Raw genomic sequence first — 16,825 nt, 5'->3', positions numbered from 1 at the left:
GTGCTCACGCTTGTCCCTTCGTCGTGGGTCGGGATCGGTTCTCGGACGGTGCGGAATCCGGGGTGAACCACGGCAGCACGGCCGTGGTCGCATCGGGAGTCGTGGCGGCGCTCGTGGTCGCTCCAGTGGTCGCGCCCGGGGCCGTGGCCGCGTCCCGGCCCACGCCCGTGCGCCCGCGCCGCTCCGGCCTGTGTCGCGCGGCCGGCGTACGCGTACGGTGCGCGCCGGCGGGACGCGGCCGGACCTTGTCCACGACCGCCATGCCGATACGGAAGACGGCTGCCGGTACGACCAGGCAGAGCAGCACCCAGAAGACCGTGACGCCCCAGGGGCGGGCGACCCCCCACGGCTGCTCGGCCAGCACTTTCCGCCCGTACCGCAGGGAGACCTGGTAGTCGCCGTGCGCGCCCGCGGACAGTTCGAGGGGCAGCTTGATCCGGGCCTTGGCGCCGGGGGCGACCGTGCCGCGCCACTGGCGTTCCTCCCACTGCGGCGCGTAGACGCCGTGCGCGGTGCCGATCTCGAAGACGGGGTCCTTGACGGGCGCGGACCCGAGATTGCCCACGGTGAAGACGAGCCTGCGGGCCGGCGGGGCTCCGAACCAGGTGAGCAGGGAGCTGTCTCCCTCCAGGCGGGTGGTGGCCAGCACCGCGAGCCTTCCGCCGCCGGTCTGCTCCGGCAGGTCCGCGGTGGGGTGGCCCGCCACCGTGAACACCGCGTCGGCCAGCGCCTGTTCGCCGGTCACCGTGGCGACGTGCACCACACAGGGGCACGGCTTCGGCGGTTCGGTGACCGGCAGCTTCTTGCTGAAGGCGCCCTTCTCGTCGGTCGTGACGGCGCGGCCGTCGGCGTTGGCACAGGCGTTGGTGCCGCCGATCACGCCGCGCTCCGGCGTGGACTGACCGCAGATCAGCAGCATCAGCAGCGCCTCGGCGCGCCAGCCGCTGCCGCTGACGGTGATCTCTCCGCCCTTGCCCGCCTCCTTCTTGGACAGGCTCACGGTGGGGTCGCCGTCGGCCGCCCGCGCGCCCTGGGGAGCCAGGACGGACAGGGCCGGCAGGAGCGCCAGGAGGGCGGCCAGGAACAGGAGGACGGGCGGCGCGCTGCGCCGGGGGGCTCGGGGGCCGGGCTGCCGCGTCACGATCCCGCTCCCGACTTCACCAGGGGTCCCGTCTTCACCAAGGGCCTCGTCTCTGTGGTCGGTTGCCCGTCGTCCGCCGAGTCGGCGCCCGGCGGTTCCGTGCCGGTGCCCCCCGTCTCCGCGCCCGGCGGTTCCGCTCGGCCTGTCTCCGCGCCCGGCGGTTCGGGGTCGCCCCGCCGGGCACGTCGCCGCCGGAACGCGCCGGAGCCGAGCAGGGCCAGGCCGCCGAGGACCAGCAGCCCGCCGCCGACGGCCGGGGCCACCGGTACGTACGTCGCGGAGGCCTCGGCCTCGTCCCGGGCGCCCCCGGGGGCGGTGACCCGCAGCCGTACGGTGACCGCGTCCAGGGCCGGGGCGTCGGGCCAGGGTTCGGTCCGCTCCACCCGTCGGCCGGGGGCCAGCTCCAGCGGCAGGGGCCGCTCCGGGCGGTCCAGCAGCGTGCCGAACATTCCCTCGGCGCGTACCGCGAGCCGGGGCTCCAGCACCGCGTTGCCCCGGTTGACCAGGGCGTAGCGGATGGTCCCGCCGGAAATCTCGACGTCCTCGACGGTGAGCGCCGCCAGCGTCGGACCGCCGATCCGGACCCGGACCGGCACCCGGATCTCCTCGTCCCCGTCGGCGGCCACCACCTCCCCGGAAGCGTCGCCGGGCACCGCGTCGGGCGGCACCGTGAGGGCGAGCGGCACCTCGGCTCGGGTCCGGGCCGGGACGGTGACGGAGTCCGCGGCGAAGCCGATCCAGGCCCCGGCCCGGCCGTCGCCCCGCAGTCGTACGGTCAGCGGGGCCCGGCCGGAGTTGGTCACCGCGAGACGGTCCTGGAGGGCCTGGCCGGGAGTGCCCTCCAGATAGAGGTACGGCCGGGCGTCCCGGCCCGCGCCCGGTCCGGCGGGCCTGGCCGTCCAGCCCGCCGGGCCGTCCGCGGCGGTGTCGGTGTCGGCCCGGGCGGTGTCGGCCGGAGCGTCCGCGGCGGCCCGAGCGGCGGCGGCCGGGAGCGGTGTGAGCACGCACAGCTGCGCGGCGAGCACCGCCGTGAGGACGAGCAGCGCCCGGCGGAGGCGCGGAGTGGGTGGCGACATGGGCGGCTCCTCTGCCTGCCGGCGGCGATGCTGCGCTGGACCGGGCCGGTCTCAGCCAGCGGAGCGCTGTCCTCGCCGGGTCAGCCAGAGCACTCCGGCCGCCCCGCTCAGCAGCACGGTGCCGCCGAGCGTGCCGAGCGCCGCCGCCGAGTCCAGCGGGCCGGTGCGGGGCAGCTCACCGCCTCCCGAGGCGCCGCCGGTCGAGCCGCCGGTGGCCGCGCCGCCCGGCGAACCGCCGTCGGTGGAGCCGCCGTCCGATGAACCGCCCGCCGCTTGGACGTCGAGTTCGAGGGAGGGTCCGGGGTTGTTCTTGGGGGTGCAGGTGGTGGTCGTGCCGAGGGCCTTGATGGTGAGGACCCCGGCGGTGAAGGTGACCTTGCCGCTCTTCTTCGGGGTGTACGTCCCCGACAGGTCGCTGATCTTGATCGGTGTGTTGGCGGGGATCGCCTCGTTGTTCGCCGGGCCGGTGACCTGGACCTTCCCCTGCTCCGCGCCGCCCAGCTCGATCACGGCGCTGGGGTTCATGGCCCCTTTGCCCAGCTCGACCGGGCTGGAGGAGACGCCCTTTCGGAAGGACATGGTGAGCTTGTGGCCGTCGCCGCTCTCGACGCTCTTGATGTCGATGGGCGAGACCGCCCCTTTGGGCCCGATGGGCGTCACGCACTGGTAGTTGACGTCCACGACCTCGGCGTGGGCGGCGGGCGCGCCCGCCACCACGACCGAGCCCGCCAGCGCAGCCGCCAGCGCGAGAGTGGTCCGCTTCTGGTTCGACACCTCGTGTTCCCCTCATGCCGGACGCCGCCGCGCGCCACGACCCGTACGGGCGCTCATTACTGACGGCACATCAGATTGGGCGCTCAAGGTACGCCCGGGGCCTGATGGAGGGAAGACAAAGAGCGCGCCGATCCGGCGCGCTCCTGTCGGTGCGGGTGGGGACGCCCCCGAGACGCCCGCCCGGCGCACTCCTGAGGCGTACGGATGAGGGGCCGGGCGAGGAGGGCCGGCGGCGGGCGCGCCAGGCAGCGCCCGCGAAGCATCGTCGGCCGCCCGTCGGGCCGGACGAGACTGCGCGGTCACGGCCCAGGTTCTGCCGTCAGACCGCCGTCGTCGCCCGAAGGGCGGCCCCGCAGGGCAGGCGGCAGGTTGACGACAGGGCCTACGCGGGGGCGGCGAGCTCCGCCCAGACGGTCTTGCCGGGGGCGTCCGGGGTGCGCAGGACACCCCAGTCGAGGCAGAGGCGCTGGACGATGAACATGCCGTGCCCGCCGGGCCGGCCGGCGCGGTGCGGCGTACGGGGTGCGGGCTGGCCCGCCCCCCGGTCGACGACCTCCACCCGCAGCACCTTGGGGGTGTGGCCGATCCGGAGCTCCTCGGGACCCTCCGCGTGCAGGCAGGCGTTCGTCACCAGCTCGGAGACGACCAGCAGGACGTCCTCGGCCGCGGCTCTGCGGTCCGCGGTGGACGCCGGGAGCCAGCCCCAGTCGTGCAGCGCCTGCCGGGCGAAGTCACGAGCAGTCGGCACGATGCCGCTGGCCTGCGCGAGTGAGAGGGTGCGCCACTGCCGCCCGGCCGGGTCGGGCGGGACTGCGCCCGCTCCGTCCGGCTCGCGACCGAGGTCGCCCGGCGGATGCTGCCGGGTGGTGCTCATCAGCGCTTCACCTCACCGATTCGCCATGTCGCCATGTCGCCTTCGAACAGATAGTGATCAGTTACCGAGTGTGTCGGGGCCTTTGCGGGGCACCGCCGGGGTGTCTCCTGCCCTGCCGTGTCGCAACAACACCCACTTGAGGCACACGATCGCGTGACACGCCGGACACCGGGGGCGTCAGCGGTCGCGCGCTCGTGCCGGGTCAGGTGGCCAGGGCCTCTTCGAGCGTGGCGTGGACGGTGAAAACCGCCTCGGCGCCGGTGATCTCGAAGACCCTCGCCACAACGGGCAGCATTCCGGCCAGATGGACCCCGCCGCCGACCGCCTCCGCCTTGAGGCGGGCGCCGAGCAGCACGTTCAGCCCGGTGGAATCGCAGAAATCCAGCCGGGAGCAGTCGACCACCAGGCGTGAGCGCCCCTGCTCCACGGCACTTTCCAGGGGCTCACGCAGCAGATCGGCGGTGTGGTGGTCGAGCTCACCCACCGGCGTCACGACCTCGCTGCGCCCCTCGGTCCGGGCCTCGACCTGAAGTCGACCCCGGTTAGCACTGCCGACCGTCCCGCGGTCCATGCCTGTCCCTCTTCGCCGTTCGTCACTGTGCGCGTCACTGCCTGTGCGGCTGTATGCAGAGCTACCGCCGACGTTCCTGGAACATTACGCGTTCCGTTCGCCACGCGGTAGTCGGAGACCTCAACAAACCGGACATATGGCGGCAATTGGCGCTTGTCACTGCTGGCCAGGACCGGGTATGGGTAGAGGGACACCAGAAACACGACCGGCTTTGGAGGCGCCGCTTCACCGCAGGCACACGTATGGGCATCGGCAGCCATATGCCGAGAACGATGGAGGAGACCCATGTCACCCCGGCTCGACGAAGCGCGTACCCACAACGCGCCGTCGGCATGTCCTCAGGGACCGACCCATTCCGACTCCCCCGCCGCGAGCGCCGTTCCCGGCCCGCGCACCGGCACGACCAGCACGACCCGCACCACCTCAGACTTCTCCGGCGCGGCCGGCGAGGGCCTCGAAGGACTTCCCGAGATCCCGCCCTACGCCGAAGTGGGCGCTCTGGACGCCAGGGCCCTGTCGAAGACGCTCTTCGAGCGGCTGGAGTGCCTCGAAGAGGGCACCCACGAGTACAGCTACGTCCGCAACACCCTCGTCGAGCTCAACCTCGCGCTCGTCAAGTTCGCCGCCGCCCGGTTCCGCTCCCGCAGCGAACCCATGGAGGACATCGTCCAGGTCGGCACCATCGGCCTGATCAAGGCGATCGACCGGTTCGAACTGAGCCGCGGCGTGGAGTTCCCCACGTTCGCGATGCCGACGATCGTCGGCGAGATCAAGCGCTTCTTCCGTGACACCAGCTGGTCCGTGCGCGTACCGCGGCGGCTCCAGGAGCTGCGGCTGGACCTGGCGAAGGCCGGCGACGAGCTCTCCCAGCAGCTGGACCGCGCGCCCACCGTGGCGGAGCTGTCCGAGCGCCTCGGCATCAGCCCGGAGGAGGTCGTCGAGGGCATGTCGGCGAGCAACGCGTACACCGCGAGCTCGCTGGACGCCAAGCCCGAGGAGGACGACGGCGAGGGCGCCCTCGCGGACCGCATCGGCTACGAGGACCACAGCCTCGAAGGCATCGAGTACGTCGAGTCGCTGAAGCCGCTGATCGCCGCGCTGCCCGCCCGGGACCGGATGATCCTCTCGCTCCGCTTCGTCAGCAACATGACCCAGTCGGAGATCGGCGAGGAGCTGAACATCTCGCAGATGCACGTCTCCCGGCTGCTCTCCCGCACGCTGACCAAGCTCCGCAAGGGTCTGACCCTGGAGGAGTGACCCCGGCCCGGCCCGCCGCCCCCGAGGGGGCTCCACGGGCCGCTCGGGCGTAACGCGGAAGGACCCGCCCCGGATCGCCGGGAGCGGGTCCTTCCGCGTGCCGGGGTGCGCCCCGGCCGCACCCGGGCGGGGGCGCCCCTCACACCACGCGCTGTCCGCTCCGCCACACCGCGCTGACCAGTGGGACGCCCGGGCGGTAGGCGAGGTGGACGTGGCTCGGGGCGTCGAGGAGGACCAGGTCGGCGCGGGCGCCGGGGGTGATCCGGCCGATGTCGGTACGGCGCAGGGCGGCGGCCCCGCCCGCGGTGGCGGACCAGATCGCCTCGTCGGGCGTCATCCCCATGTCGCGTACGGCCAGCGCGATGCAGAAGGGCACGGACGAGGTGAACGACGAGCCGGGGTTGCAGTCCGTGGAGAGCGCGACGGTGGCTCCCGCGTCGAGGAGTCGGCGGGCGTCCGGCCAGGTGGCGCGGGTGGAGAACTCCGCGCCCGGGAGCAGGGTGGCCACCGTGTCGCCCTGGCCGAGCGCGTCGACGTCCGCGTCGGTGAGGTGGGTGCAGTGGTCGGCCGACGCGGCGTCGAGTTCGACGGCGAGCTGGACACCGGGCCCGTAGGTCAGCTGGTTGGCGTGGATGCGCGGGTGCAGCCCCTTGGCGCGGCCCGCCGTGAGGATGGCGCGGGCCTGGTCGCCGTCGAAGGCGCCCTGCTCGCAGAAGACGTCGATCCAGCGGGCGTGCGGGGCGCAGGCCTCCAGCATCGGGCCGGTGACCAGGTCGACGTATCCGGCGGGATCGTCGGCGTAGTCGGGGGAGACGATGTGGGCGCCGAGGTAGGTGACCTCGTCGGTGTGACGGCCCGCGATGCGCAGGGCGCGGGCCTCGTCCTCGACGGTGAGGCCGTAGCCGGACTTGGTCTCGAAGGTGGTGGTGCCCTGGCGCAGGGCCTCGGCGAGGTAGCGGGCGACGTTGGCGGAGAGCTCCTCGTCGGAGGCGGCCCGGGTGGCGGCGACGGTGGTGCGGATGCCGCCCGCGCGGTAGGGCTGCCCGGACATGCGGGCGTTGAACTCCTGGGTGCGGTCGCCCGCGAAGACCAGGTGGGAGTGGGAGTCGACGAAGCCCGGGACCACCGCGCGGCCGGCCGCGTCGAGGACGTTGTCAGTGGCGGGTGCTTTGCTGGATTCACCGGTCCAGACGATGCGGTCGCCGTCGATGACGACGGCCGCGTCCTGGATCAGGCCCAGGGGGGTCCCGTTGCCGAGGGAGGGGTCATTGGTGACCAGGCTGGCGATGTGGGTGACGGCGGTGGTCGTCATCTGGAGAGTGTTCTCCTTGCGTTCCGGAGGGTCCGGTTCTGCGGGCGGGGTGCTGACCGTGGTCCCGGGCCGGCCCGGGGGGCCGGGCGTGTCCGGCGGGTCCGGGGGCCCGGGCGGGCGGCCCGGGGTGTCCGGCGGGTCCGGGGTCAGGGGTGCAGGGCGGCCACGGCCTCGGCGAGCGCCCGGGGCACGTCCTCGATCCGTGTGTGACGGCCGTCCCGGACGATGTGCCGCCCTGCCACGACCGTGTGCCGCACATCAGCGGCGGAGGCGGCGAATACGGCGGTCTCCGCTGCCAGTCGGGGCACCGGTCCGGCCGTCCTGACGGAGTCCAGGGCGACGGTGGTCAGGTCGGCGGGGGCGCCCGGCTCCAGCACGCCCGCGTCGGGGCGGCCGAGTGCGGCGTGCCCGTCGGCCGATGCCGCCCGGAGCAGGGCGGCGGCCGTCCAGTGGCCCCGGACGTGCGTGCGCAGCCGCTCGTTGAGCTCCATCGCCCGCGCCTCCTCGAAGAGGTCGATCACGGCGTGGCTGTCGCTGCCCAGCGAGAGCGGCGAGCCCGCCTTCTGGAGGGCGGCGGCGGGGCCGATGCCGTCGGCCAGGTCGCGTTCGGTGGTGGGGCACATGCAGGTGCCCGTGGCCGAGGAGCCCAGCAGTGCGATGTCCGCCTCGGTCAGGTGGGTGTTGTGGATGCCGGTGGTGCGCGGGCCGAGGACCCCGTGGTCGGCCAGCAGCCGGGTGGGAGTGCGGCCGTGCGCGGCCCGGCAGGCGTCGTTCTCCGCCGTCTGCTCGGAGAGGTGCACATGGAGCGGGGCGTTCCGCTCCTCGGCCCACTGTGCGACGGTGCCCAGTTGCCCGGCCGGGACCGCCCGGACGGAGTGGATCGCCGCGCCGATGAGGGTGTGGTCGTCGCCCTTGAGGAGGGAGGCGCGCTCCGCCCAGGCCTCCGCGGTGGTGTCGGAGAAGCGCAGTTGGTGCCGGTTGGGCTTCTCGCCGAATCCGGCGGCGAGGTAGGCGGTGTCCAGCAGGGTGATCCGGATCCCGGCCTCGGCGGCGGCCGCGATCAGCGCTTCGCCCATGGCGTTCGGGTTGGCGTAGGGGGTGCCGCCGGGGGCGTGGTGCAGGTAGTGGAATTCACCGACGGACGTGATGCCGGCCAGGGCCATCTCGGCGTAGGTGGCGCGGGCCAGGTCGAAATAGGTGTCCGGGGTGAGGAGGGACGCCGTCCGGTACATCAGCTCGCGCCAGGTCCAGAAGGTGCCCGAGCCGACCTGGACGGTGGCGCGCAGGGCCCGGTGGAAGGCGTGGGAGTGGGTGTTGGCGAGGCCGGGGAGGGTCAGGCCGCGCAGCGCGGTCGCACCGGGCGGCGGGGTCGGCACCCCGGTCCTGATCCCGGCGACGCGGCCGTCCGCGACGTCCAGGGTGACGCCCGGCTCGACGTGGGTGCCGAGCCAGGCGTGGTCCATCCAGTAGGTCGCGGTGACGGGTGCGCCCGTCGTCCGGTGTGTCAGCTGCACGCGAGACCTTCCAGTACGTCGGCGAGTGCCTCGACCCCGGCCGTGCAGTCGTCCTCGGCGGCGTGCTCGGCGGGTGAGTGCGAGATGCCGGTGGGGTTGCGTACGAAGAGCATGGCGGTGGGCGCCGAGGCGGACAAAATACCCGCATCGTGGCCCGCGCCGGTGCCGAGGACGGGCACGGGCCGCCCCGTGTCGCCGGCGCCTTCGAGGATCTTGGCCAGCTCGTCGCGCAGGGCGTGCTCGAACTCGACGACGGGCGTGAACGATTCGCGGACGACGTCGAGGTCGATCCCGGCCCGCTCGGCGTGCTCGCGGGCGGCCCGCTCGATTCCGGTGACCACGGCGTCCAGGGTCACCTGGTCGGCGGCGCGGGAGTCGAGCCAGCCGCGGACGAGCGAGGGGATGGCGTTGACCCCGTTGGGCTCGACCGCGATCTTGCCGAAGGTGGCGAGGGCGCCGGTCAGTTCGGCCTCGCGGCGGGCGGCGAGCACGGTCTCGGCGTACGTGAGCATCGGGTCGCGGCGGTCGGCGAGGCGGGTGGTGCCGGCGTGGTTGGCCTCGCCCCGGAAGTCGAACCGCCAGCGGCCGTGCGGCCAGATGGCGGAGGCGATGCCGACGGGGTCCCCGGTCAGGTCGAGGGCCCGGCCCTGCTCGACGTGGAGTTCGACGAACGCGCCGATCCGGGCGAGCCGTTCCGGGTCGGGGCCGATGGTGCCGGGGTCGTATCCGGCGGCCTCCATGGCGGCGGGCAGGGTGGTCCCGTCCGCGTCCCTCAGGCGGTGGGCGTCGGCGACGGCGAGCTGTCCCGCGGTCAGCCGGGATCCGACGCAGGCGAGGCCGAAGCGTGCGCCCTCCTCGTCACCGAAGTTGGTGATCGCCAGCGGCCGGGTGAACTCCACTCCCCTGCGGTGGAGTTCGTCGAGCGCGGCGAAGGAGGACACCACGCCGAGCGGTCCGTCGAAGGCGCCGCCGTCCGGGACGGAGTCCAGGTGCGAACCGGTGACGACGGCGTCCCCGGCCAGCGGGTCGCCGAGCCAGGCCCACTGGTTGCCGTTGCGGTCGCTCTCGTACGCGAGACCGCGCGCCTCGGCCTGCGCGCGGAACCAGGCCCGGCAGTCGAGGTCCGCCGGTGACCAGGCGTGGCGCCGGTAGCCGCCGCTGTCGGGGTGGCGCCCGATGGGGGCCAGCTCCCGCCACATGGCGAGGAAGGAGTCACCGGCACGCCACGGCTGCCGTCCCGGACCGGCCGGGCCCTGCCCCGAGGTGCCCGTGGGCATCAGTTGCCCTCCGTCATGGGGACGCGTACGCCCTGGTCGGCGGCGACGTTCTCGGCGATGTCGTATCCGGCGTCCACGTGGCGGATGACGCCCATGCCCGGGTCGTTCGTCAGCACCCGGCGGATCTTCTCGCCCGCGAGCTTCGTGCCGTCCGCGACGGAGACCTGGCCCGCGTGGATGGAGCGGCCCATGCCGACGCCGCCGCCGTGGTGGAGGGAGACCCAGGAGGCGCCGGAGGCGACGTTGACCATGGCGTTGAGCAGCGGCCAGTCGGCGATGGCGTCGGAGCCGTCGAGCATGGCCTCGGTCTCGCGGTACGGGGAGGCGACCGAGCCGCAGTCGAGGTGGTCGCGGCCGATGGCCAGCGGGGCGGCCAGTTCGCCGCTCGCGACCATGTCGTTGAAGCGCTCGCCGGCCTTGTCGCGCTCGCCGTAGCCGAGCCAGCAGATGCGGGCGGGCAGGCCCTGGAAGTGGACGCGCTCGCCGGCCATCCTGATCCAGCGGTGCAGCGACTCGTTCTCCGGGAACAGCTCCAGCATCGCCTTGTCGGTCTTGTGGATGTCGGAGGCCTCGCCGGAGAGCGCCGCCCAGCGGAAGGGGCCCTTGCCCTCGCAGAAGAGGGGGCGGATGTAGGCGGGGACGAATCCGGGGAAGTCGAAGGCACGGTCGTACCCGGCCAGCCGGGCCTCGCCGCGGATGGAGTTGCCGTAGTCGAAGACCTCGGCCCCGGCGTCCATGAAGCCGACCATGGCCTCGACGTGGCGGGCCATCGACTCGCGGGCGCGCCGGGTGAAGTCGGCGGGCTTCTCGGCGGCGAGGCCGGCCATGTCGTCGAAGTCGACGCCGAGGGGGAGGTAGGCCAGCGGGTCGTGGGCGCTGGTCTGGTCGGTGACGATGTCGATGGGCGCGCTCTCGGCGAGCATCCGGGGAAGCAGTTCGGCCGCGTTGCCGAGGAGGCCGATGGAGAGCGGGCGGCGGGCGTCGCGGGCCTCGACGGCCAGCTGGAGGGCGTGCTCCGGGCTGTCGGCCTTCACGTCCAGGTAGCGGTGCTCGATGCGGCGCTCGATGGCGCGCGGGTCGACGTCGATGCAGATCGCGACGCCGTCGTTCATGGTGACGGCGAGCGGCTGGGCGCCGCCCATGCCGCCGAGCCCGGCGGTCAGGGTGATCGTCCCGGCCAGCGTCCCGCCGAACTTCTTGGCGGCGACGGCGGCGAAGGTCTCGTAGGTGCCCTGGAGGATGCCCTGGGTGCCGATGTAGATCCAGGACCCCGCGGTCATCTGGCCGTACATGGTGAGTCCGAGCGCCTCCAGGCGGCGGAACTCCTCCCAGTTGGCCCAGTCGCCGACCAGGTTGGAGTTGGCGATGAGCACACGGGGCGCCCACTCGTGGGTCTGCATGACGCCGACCGGCCGCCCGGACTGGACGAGCATCGTCTCGTCCTGCTTGAGCGTCTGAAGGGTGCGGACCATCGCGTCGAACGAGCGCCAGTCGCGGGCCGCCTTGCCGGTGCCGCCGTAGACGACGAGCTTGTCGGGGTGCTCGGCGACCTCGGGGTCGAGGTTGTTCTGGAGCATCCGCAGGGCGGCTTCCTGCTGCCATCCCAGGGCGGTCAGCGCGCTGCCGCGCGGTGCCCGTACGGGGCGGGGTCCTGACATGGCGGTGCCTCCTCGCGACGGTGAAAAACTATTCACATCCTGATGCTCTGAATAGTCGTAGTCAACAGGTGCGGTTCGCGCCGCGGCCGGGAACAGGTCCTGCCAGTGATGCGCGGCATGGACCGGAGGCGTCGATGAGCACAGCCGAATCCCCCACGACCGGCGATCCCCGGAGCCCCACGGGATCGCCGCCGCTCAAGCGCGCCCTCGGCACCAAGCTGCTGATCCTCTTCGTCGTCGGCGACATCCTGGGCACCGGCATCTACGCGACCACCGGGAACGTGGCGGGCAAGGTCGGCGGCGCGCTGTGGCTGCCGTTCGCGATCGGCTTCGCCGTCGCCCTGCTGACGGCGGCCTCCTACGTGGAACTCGTCGGGAAGTACCCGAAGGCGGCCGGGGCCGCGCTCTACACCCAGAAGGCGTTCAAGACCCCTTTCCTGACCTTCGTCGTCGCCTTCATGGTGATGTGCTCGGGCCTCTCCTCGGCGAGCGCGGCCGCGCGGGCGTTCAGCGGCGACTACCTGGGAGAGTTCACCGACGCCGTGCCGCCGACCCTGATCGCGATCCTCTTCGTCCTCGCCCTCGCCGCGATCAACCTCCGCGGGGTCGCCGAGTCGGTGAAGGCGAACGTCGTCCTGACCCTGGTCGAGGTCAGCGGGCTCGCGGTGATCCTGGCGATCGGCGCGTACGCCGTGTTCAGCGGTGGGGGCGACCCCTCCCGGCTGACCCGGATCGAGACCGGCGGCACCGGATACGCGCTGATCACCGGGGTGCTCGGCGCCACCGCCCTGGGCTTCTTCGCGTTCGTGGGATTCGAGGACTCGGTCAACATGGCCGAGGAGACCAGGAATCCCGCACGCGCCTTCCCCCGCGCGATCTTCATCGGGGTGGGCATCACCGGCACCGTCTACGTCCTGGTCGCCGTGGTCTCCTCGCTCCTGGTCGACTCCCGCACCCTGGCGGGCTCCAGCGGCCCGCTGCTGGAGGTGGTGAAGGCCGGAGGCGTCGATTTCCCGCCAAAACTCTTCGCGCTGATCGCCCTGTTCGCCGTCACCAACTCGGCACTGATCAACATCATGATGGCCTCGCGGCTCTGCTACGGCATGGCCAACGAGCGCATCCTGCCGCCCGCGATGGGCAAGGTGCTGGCCGGCCGCCGCACCCCCTGGGTCGGCATCGTCTTCGTCTCGCTGCTGGCCATCGGCCTGGTCTCCACCGGCGAGATCGAAGGGCTCGGCGACACCACCTCGTTCCTGCTGCTCTGCGTCTTCGGCGTGGTCAACATCGCCGTGCTGGTGCTGCGCGGGGACCGGGTGGACCACCACCACTTCCGTACCCCCACGGCCCTTCCGGTGCTCGGCGCGCTCACCTCGCTGATCCTGGCGAGCCCGCTGGCCGACCGGGGCTCCGACGTGTACGTCCGGGCCGGGGTCCTGCTGCTGATCGGGATCGGGCTGTGGGCGCTCAACAGGGCGGTGATGACGGCCCGCGAGAAGTCGGGCGCCCCGGGCGCCTGACCGGACGGGGCCGACGCATCCGCCACCGCCTTTCCGGCCGCTCCTTTACACCGCGGGCCGCATGTACCAAGGGAAAATGCCAGAACCCCCACCGGCCGTGAGCACGATGCGTAGCCTCAGCGTTACAGCCGTACGCCACGTCGGGAGGGGAGATCCGCGTGCCCGGAATCGACGAGTGCCTGCTCGAAGTCATGAGGCTGCCCGGCGCCCGGGGCGCCTCGGTGGTCGACTGGACGAGCGGTCTCGCCCTCGGCACCATCGGCGAATCCCCCAACGGCGACCACGAGGCCACCGCCGCCGAGACCGCGGAGGTCGCCCGGATGACCGCCGAGCAGCCGGCCTTCGCCCACCTCGCCCCGGACGGCGGCCCACAGGACCGGGGAGAGGCGCCCGGCACCCCCGTCGAGGACGTCATCGTCACCACCCACGACGGATACCACATGCTCCGGTTCGTCGAGACGGCTTTCGACAGCAGCGTCTTCCTCCACCTGTGGCTGGACCGCTCCGAGGGCAATCTCGCGCTCGCCCGGATGCGTCTGGGCGAGCTGGCCGAGCGCCTGGTGCTGGCATGAGCGCGATAGCGGCCGACCCCGACGCCCCCGGCACCGACCGGCCCCCGGTGCTCTCCCCGATGCTCCGGCGCCTCGCCGCCGAACGCGCCACCGGCGCCCTGATGCGCGACCGCGGCACCCTCTACCTCGCCGACGGCCAGGTGGTGCACGCCGAGAGTCCCGCCACCCCCGGCATCGACGTCCTGCTCACCGCCGGCGGGGCCCTGCGGCACGAGGGCTGGTGGGACGCCGTGGCGCAGGCCGGGGCGCACCGCCGGGTCGGCCGCTATCTCGTGGAGGGCGGCCATGTGCCGGGCGGCGCACTGGAGTTGTGCCATCTCGGCGCGCTGTACGACGCCGCGTTCTTCGCGCTCGCCCCGACCGGGACGCCCGCCCGCTTCCGTTACGGGGTAGCGCACTGGATCGGTCCGGTGCGGCCGGTCCCGGTGGCCGCCGTGGAGCGCGAGACGCTGCGCAGACGGGAGTTCCTGGACCGGATCTGGCCCGACCCCGCCTGTGACGGCGCTCCGCTGCTGCGGACGTCGGCGCATCCGTCCGACGCCCCGGTCCCGGCCCGGCAGCGCCGGCTCCTGGAGCTGGCGGACGGGGTCCGTACGGCCTCGGACATCGCGCGGACGCTGGGCCGTTCGGCGTTCCACGTCCTGGTCGACCTGCGACGCCTCGCGGCGGCCGGCCTGGTGGAGGCGGTCCGCGCCCAGCCCCTGCCGGCCTCCTCCCCGGCCGGCCGGATCGCGCTCCCCGAGGTGACGGCCGACCCCGACATCGCCCTGTTGCGCCGGCTCCGAGACGCATTGGAGGCCCTGTGATACGCGCGCTCAGACAGCGTGCCGGGAGGAGACAGCTGATGGTGCCCGAGGCCGAAGCGCGTGATGTCCTCGCCGAGCTCCAGCGGTTACGCGCCCGGGTCCCCCTGCTCTCCGGGGCGCTGGCCGCCTCCACCGACGGGCTGGTCCTGGCCCACGACACCCCGGGCGTCGAGGCGGAGGGCGTGGCCGCCCTCACCGCGGCGGCCCTCGGCGTCTCCGTCCGGATGACCGACGCCACCGGGCGGGGCGGCTTCCGCGAGCTGCTGGTCCGCGGCGACGACGGCTACATCGCCACCTACGCCGCGGGCTCGTCGGCCGTCCTGACCCTGCTGGCCGAGGACCGCATCAACGTCGGCCGACTCCATCTGGAGGGCCGCCGCGCGGGCGCCCGTATCGGCGAACTCGTCGCCGCCGGGCTGCGGCGCACGGAGCGCCCCTCGACCGCCGCGCCCCCGCGCCCCGGCACCGCGCCCGACCGCACCCTGCCGCAACGCCCCACGTAACCGGCACGATCCCCCACCCGCGACGTCACCACCACCGGGACTCACGCCATCACGCAGAAGCCCGCGCACCGGCCCGCACGACAGCCACCACAGAAACGGCCCCGGTCACCGCGACCGGCCAGGGAAAGGAAACGAGCCTCCATGGCGAACACCGAGACGACACTGAAGGACGCGATGAGCTCGATCGAGGGCGCCACGGGTGTCGCCCTCGTCGACTACACGAGCGGGATGGCCCTGGGCACGCTCGGCGGCGGCAAGGACTTCAACCTGGAGGTCGCCGCCGCGGGCAACACCGACGTGGTCCGCGCCAAGCTCCGCACCATGGAGCACCTGGGCATCAAGGACGAGATCGAGGACATCCTGATCACGCTCGGCACCCAGTACCACCTGATCCGGCTCCTCAAGACCCGTGGCAACAACGGTCTGTTCCTCTACCTGGTGCTGGACGCCGGCCGGGCGAACCTGGCGATGGCCCGCCACCAGTTGAAGAAGATCGAGGCGGGCCTGGAGGTCTGACCCCGGCCGCCGCGAGGTCTTCGGTCCGGCCCCGCAGGCCCCGCCTCACCGGCGGCGACGCCGCGCCCCGCCCGGCGCGGCGTCCCCCGCCTCCGGACCCGTCGTCCGGTGCGCCCGCACCCGCTTGCCCTCCGCGCCCCACGTCCGTACCCCTCTCGCCGTGCCCCCGCGTCGCCCGCGGTGCTTCCGGGCGCGGAGGTCAACGGCCGCAGACGAGCGGCGGCTGAGAATTCCGCGCGGGCCGGGAGCCCGCCCTCACTCCACGAAGAGAGCGCGTGCCGCCGCGCGGGTGTCGAACTCCTCCAACCGGGCCTGGGCGTCGGGGAGTCCGTCGCACATCGCCTCCAGAAGCACCCGGCCGAGCAGCATCGGCGCGCAGACGGTGTCGAAGGAGAGCCCGGAGCCGATGGCCGCCGGGAGCAGCAGGTCGCTGTGTTTGGCTACCGGCGCGAAGGCGGAGTCGGCGACGGTCACCACGGTCAGCCCCTGGTCCCGGGCGTAGGCGAGCGCGTCCACGCTCTCCTTGGGGTGGCGCGGCAGCGCGAAGCACATCAGGGCGGTGGCCCCGGCCCGCCGGGCGGAGTCGATCCGGTCGGCGAGCATGCTGCCGCCCTCGTCGAGGACCCGGACGTCGGGGTGCACCTTGGCGGCGAAGTACCCGAAGCCGCGCGCCTGCGAGGAGGCTGCGCGCAACCCCAGCACCGGCAGCGGCCGGGAGCCCGCGAGCAGCCGGCCGGCCCGCTCGACGGGCGCGGGGTCGGCGAGCATGTCGGAGAGGTGCTGGAGGTTCTCGATCTCGGCGCGGACGGCCTGCTGGTACTCGTTGTACGTCTCCCCGGCGTCCTCCTGCTCCACGTCGGCGGGCGCGACCTCGCGCAGGTGCCTGCGCAGCGCCGGGTAGCCGTCGAAGCCGAGCGCGACGGCGAAGCGGGTGACGGAGGGCTGGCTGACCCCGGCCAGCTCGGCCAGTTCGACGCTGGAGAGGAAGGGAGCGTCGGCGGCCCTGCGGACCATGCAGTGCGCGATGCGCCGCTGGGTGGGCGTGAGCCGGTGCCCCTCGAAAAGCCGCTGCAACCGTGCGGCGGGGCCGCTCCCACTCATGCTGTCCCCTTGCTGGATCCGTCGTGCCACGACCGGCGCCGACCGTTCTATTCAGCCAGGAAGGTCGCTGTATGTCCATATGCAGGGGGTAGGCCGGGGCAGTGCGAGAAGGGCCGTACCGGTTCGAGAGCCGAAGCCCAACAGGCGGAGAAACCTGACCGCAGTCGGGTTTGCGCGTAGCGCGCCAGTCGTCTAGCCGCACGCGCTCGTGCTGACCGGGAGCCACCCAGCCAGCAGTGCACCGGTAGCCCGCCGTCGGCCATGTCTGGCGCACATCGATACCCCGGACCGCCATGTGGTCGATCACGCCAAGGCCCAGGTGCCACGTCCCAACGTGGCACCTGGGCAGCCATGCA

16 protein-coding genes are annotated in these 16,825 nt (G+C 73.2%); 6 read left to right on the top strand and 10 right to left on the bottom strand.

The features are described from left to right. Positions 1-4: 4 nt before the first annotated feature. The 5 genes from DTB53_RS02880 to DTB53_RS02860 form a co-directional block, all read right to left on the bottom strand. Complete coding sequence (locus DTB53_RS02880) at positions 5-1,141, bottom strand: hypothetical protein (protein WP_012380629.1); 1,137 nt, start codon at positions 1,139-1,141, stop codon at positions 5-7. Further along, the gene (locus DTB53_RS02875; protein ID WP_012380628.1) at positions 1,138-2,217 is read right to left on the bottom strand and encodes a COG1470 family protein; all 1,080 of its coding nucleotides are present in this window, start codon (positions 2,215-2,217) and stop codon (positions 1,138-1,140) included. Before DTB53_RS02875 ends, DTB53_RS02880 begins: the two co-directional genes overlap by 4 nt. Before the next feature lie 51 nt (positions 2,218-2,268). Beyond that, complete coding sequence (locus tag DTB53_RS02870) at positions 2,269-2,991, bottom strand: hypothetical protein (protein ID WP_012380627.1); 723 nt, start codon at positions 2,989-2,991, stop codon at positions 2,269-2,271. Positions 2,992-3,373: 382 nt separating this feature from the next. Next, the gene (locus DTB53_RS02865) at positions 3,374-3,865 is read right to left on the bottom strand and encodes an ATP-binding protein (RefSeq protein WP_003968693.1); all 492 of its coding nucleotides are present in this window, start codon (positions 3,863-3,865) and stop codon (positions 3,374-3,376) included. A gap of 202 nt (positions 3,866-4,067) precedes the next feature. Continuing rightward, complete coding sequence (locus DTB53_RS02860; protein ID WP_003968692.1) at positions 4,068-4,436, bottom strand: STAS domain-containing protein; 369 nt, start codon at positions 4,434-4,436, stop codon at positions 4,068-4,070. Positions 4,437-4,721: 285 nt separating this feature from the next. Between DTB53_RS02860 and DTB53_RS02855 the strand changes: the two genes are divergently transcribed. Next, positions 4,722-5,693: an RNA polymerase sigma factor SigF gene (locus DTB53_RS02855; protein ID WP_003968691.1), complete on the top strand. Its 972-nt coding sequence runs from the start codon at positions 4,722-4,724 to the stop codon at positions 5,691-5,693. 139 nt (positions 5,694-5,832) lie between these two features. Here DTB53_RS02855 and hutI read toward each other — a convergent pair whose 3' ends face one another. The 4 genes from hutI to hutU form a co-directional block, all read right to left on the bottom strand. Beyond that, complete coding sequence (gene hutI, locus DTB53_RS02850) at positions 5,833-7,005, bottom strand: imidazolonepropionase (RefSeq protein WP_012380626.1); 1,173 nt, start codon at positions 7,003-7,005, stop codon at positions 5,833-5,835. Between the two features lie 146 nt (positions 7,006-7,151). Continuing rightward, positions 7,152-8,519 (bottom strand): formimidoylglutamate deiminase, encoded by a 1,368-nt coding sequence (locus DTB53_RS02845; RefSeq protein WP_003968689.1) that lies wholly within the window; start codon positions 8,517-8,519, stop codon positions 7,152-7,154. Then, a complete protein-coding gene (locus DTB53_RS02840) occupies positions 8,510-9,796 on the bottom strand; it encodes an allantoate amidohydrolase (protein ID WP_012380625.1) in 1,287 nt (428 codons plus the stop codon). The genes DTB53_RS02845 and DTB53_RS02840 overlap by 10 nt, the downstream gene beginning before the upstream one ends. Next, positions 9,796-11,454, bottom strand: a complete 1,659-nt coding sequence (hutU, locus tag DTB53_RS02835) for a urocanate hydratase (RefSeq protein WP_012380624.1) — start codon at positions 11,452-11,454, stop codon at positions 9,796-9,798. Before hutU ends, DTB53_RS02840 begins: the two co-directional genes overlap by 1 nt. A gap of 134 nt (positions 11,455-11,588) precedes the next feature. Between hutU and DTB53_RS02830 the strand changes: the two genes are divergently transcribed. The 5 genes from DTB53_RS02830 to DTB53_RS02810 all read left to right on the top strand — a co-directional run bounded on the left by DTB53_RS02830 (position 11,589) and on the right by DTB53_RS02810 (position 15,368). Continuing rightward, on the top strand, positions 11,589-12,971 hold the full coding sequence (locus DTB53_RS02830; protein WP_012380623.1) for an APC family permease: 1,383 nt from the start codon (positions 11,589-11,591) through the stop codon (positions 12,969-12,971). 158 nt (positions 12,972-13,129) lie between these two features. Next, on the top strand, positions 13,130-13,543 hold the full coding sequence (locus tag DTB53_RS02825) for a hypothetical protein (RefSeq protein ID WP_003968685.1): 414 nt from the start codon (positions 13,130-13,132) through the stop codon (positions 13,541-13,543). After that, positions 13,540-14,349: a helix-turn-helix domain-containing protein gene (locus DTB53_RS02820; RefSeq protein WP_012380622.1), complete on the top strand. Its 810-nt coding sequence runs from the start codon at positions 13,540-13,542 to the stop codon at positions 14,347-14,349. The genes DTB53_RS02825 and DTB53_RS02820 overlap by 4 nt, the downstream gene beginning before the upstream one ends. A 38-nt stretch (positions 14,350-14,387) precedes the next feature. Beyond that, positions 14,388-14,852, top strand: coding sequence for a roadblock/LC7 domain-containing protein (locus DTB53_RS02815; protein WP_003968683.1), 465 nt, complete (start codon positions 14,388-14,390; stop codon positions 14,850-14,852). 141 nt (positions 14,853-14,993) lie between these two features. Further along, on the top strand, positions 14,994-15,368 hold the full coding sequence (locus DTB53_RS02810) for a hypothetical protein (protein ID WP_003968682.1): 375 nt from the start codon (positions 14,994-14,996) through the stop codon (positions 15,366-15,368). Between the two features lie 255 nt (positions 15,369-15,623). On the opposite strand, the gene DTB53_RS02805 is transcribed toward DTB53_RS02810, so the two are convergent. Then, complete coding sequence (locus DTB53_RS02805; protein ID WP_003968681.1) at positions 15,624-16,469, bottom strand: MurR/RpiR family transcriptional regulator; 846 nt, start codon at positions 16,467-16,469, stop codon at positions 15,624-15,626. Between the last annotated feature and the right edge of the window lie 356 nt (positions 16,470-16,825).

The organism is Streptomyces griseus (assembly GCF_900460065.1).
Classification (GTDB): Bacteria; Actinomycetota; Actinomycetes; order Streptomycetales; family Streptomycetaceae; genus Streptomyces; species Streptomyces griseus.
The sequence above is the reverse complement of the archived record's forward strand: the minus strand, read 5'-3'. Positions and strand labels throughout refer to the sequence as shown.

Excerpts from the sequence above, each read along its gene's own strand:
- DTB53_RS02875 (WP_012380628.1), bottom strand. The coding sequence starts at position 2,217 with ATGTCGCCACCCACTCCGCGCCTCCGCCGGGCGCTGCTCGTCCTCACG.
- DTB53_RS02865 (WP_003968693.1), bottom strand. The coding sequence starts at position 3,865 with ATGAGCACCACCCGGCAGCATCCGCCGGGCGACCTCGGTCGCGAGCCG.
- DTB53_RS02860 (WP_003968692.1), bottom strand. The coding sequence starts at position 4,436 with ATGGACCGCGGGACGGTCGGCAGTGCTAACCGGGGTCGACTTCAGGTC.
- DTB53_RS02855 (WP_003968691.1), top strand. The coding sequence starts at position 4,722 with ATGTCACCCCGGCTCGACGAAGCGCGTACCCACAACGCGCCGTCGGCA.
- hutI (WP_012380626.1), bottom strand. The coding sequence starts at position 7,005 with ATGACGACCACCGCCGTCACCCACATCGCCAGCCTGGTCACCAATGAC.
- DTB53_RS02840 (WP_012380625.1), bottom strand. The coding sequence starts at position 9,796 with ATGCCCACGGGCACCTCGGGGCAGGGCCCGGCCGGTCCGGGACGGCAG.
- hutU (WP_012380624.1), bottom strand. The coding sequence starts at position 11,454 with ATGTCAGGACCCCGCCCCGTACGGGCACCGCGCGGCAGCGCGCTGACC.
- DTB53_RS02830 (WP_012380623.1), top strand. The coding sequence starts at position 11,589 with ATGAGCACAGCCGAATCCCCCACGACCGGCGATCCCCGGAGCCCCACG.
- DTB53_RS02820 (WP_012380622.1), top strand. The coding sequence starts at position 13,540 with ATGAGCGCGATAGCGGCCGACCCCGACGCCCCCGGCACCGACCGGCCC.
- DTB53_RS02815 (WP_003968683.1), top strand. The coding sequence starts at position 14,388 with ATGGTGCCCGAGGCCGAAGCGCGTGATGTCCTCGCCGAGCTCCAGCGG.
- DTB53_RS02810 (WP_003968682.1), top strand. The coding sequence starts at position 14,994 with ATGGCGAACACCGAGACGACACTGAAGGACGCGATGAGCTCGATCGAG.
- DTB53_RS02805 (WP_003968681.1), bottom strand. The coding sequence starts at position 16,469 with ATGAGTGGGAGCGGCCCCGCCGCACGGTTGCAGCGGCTTTTCGAGGGG.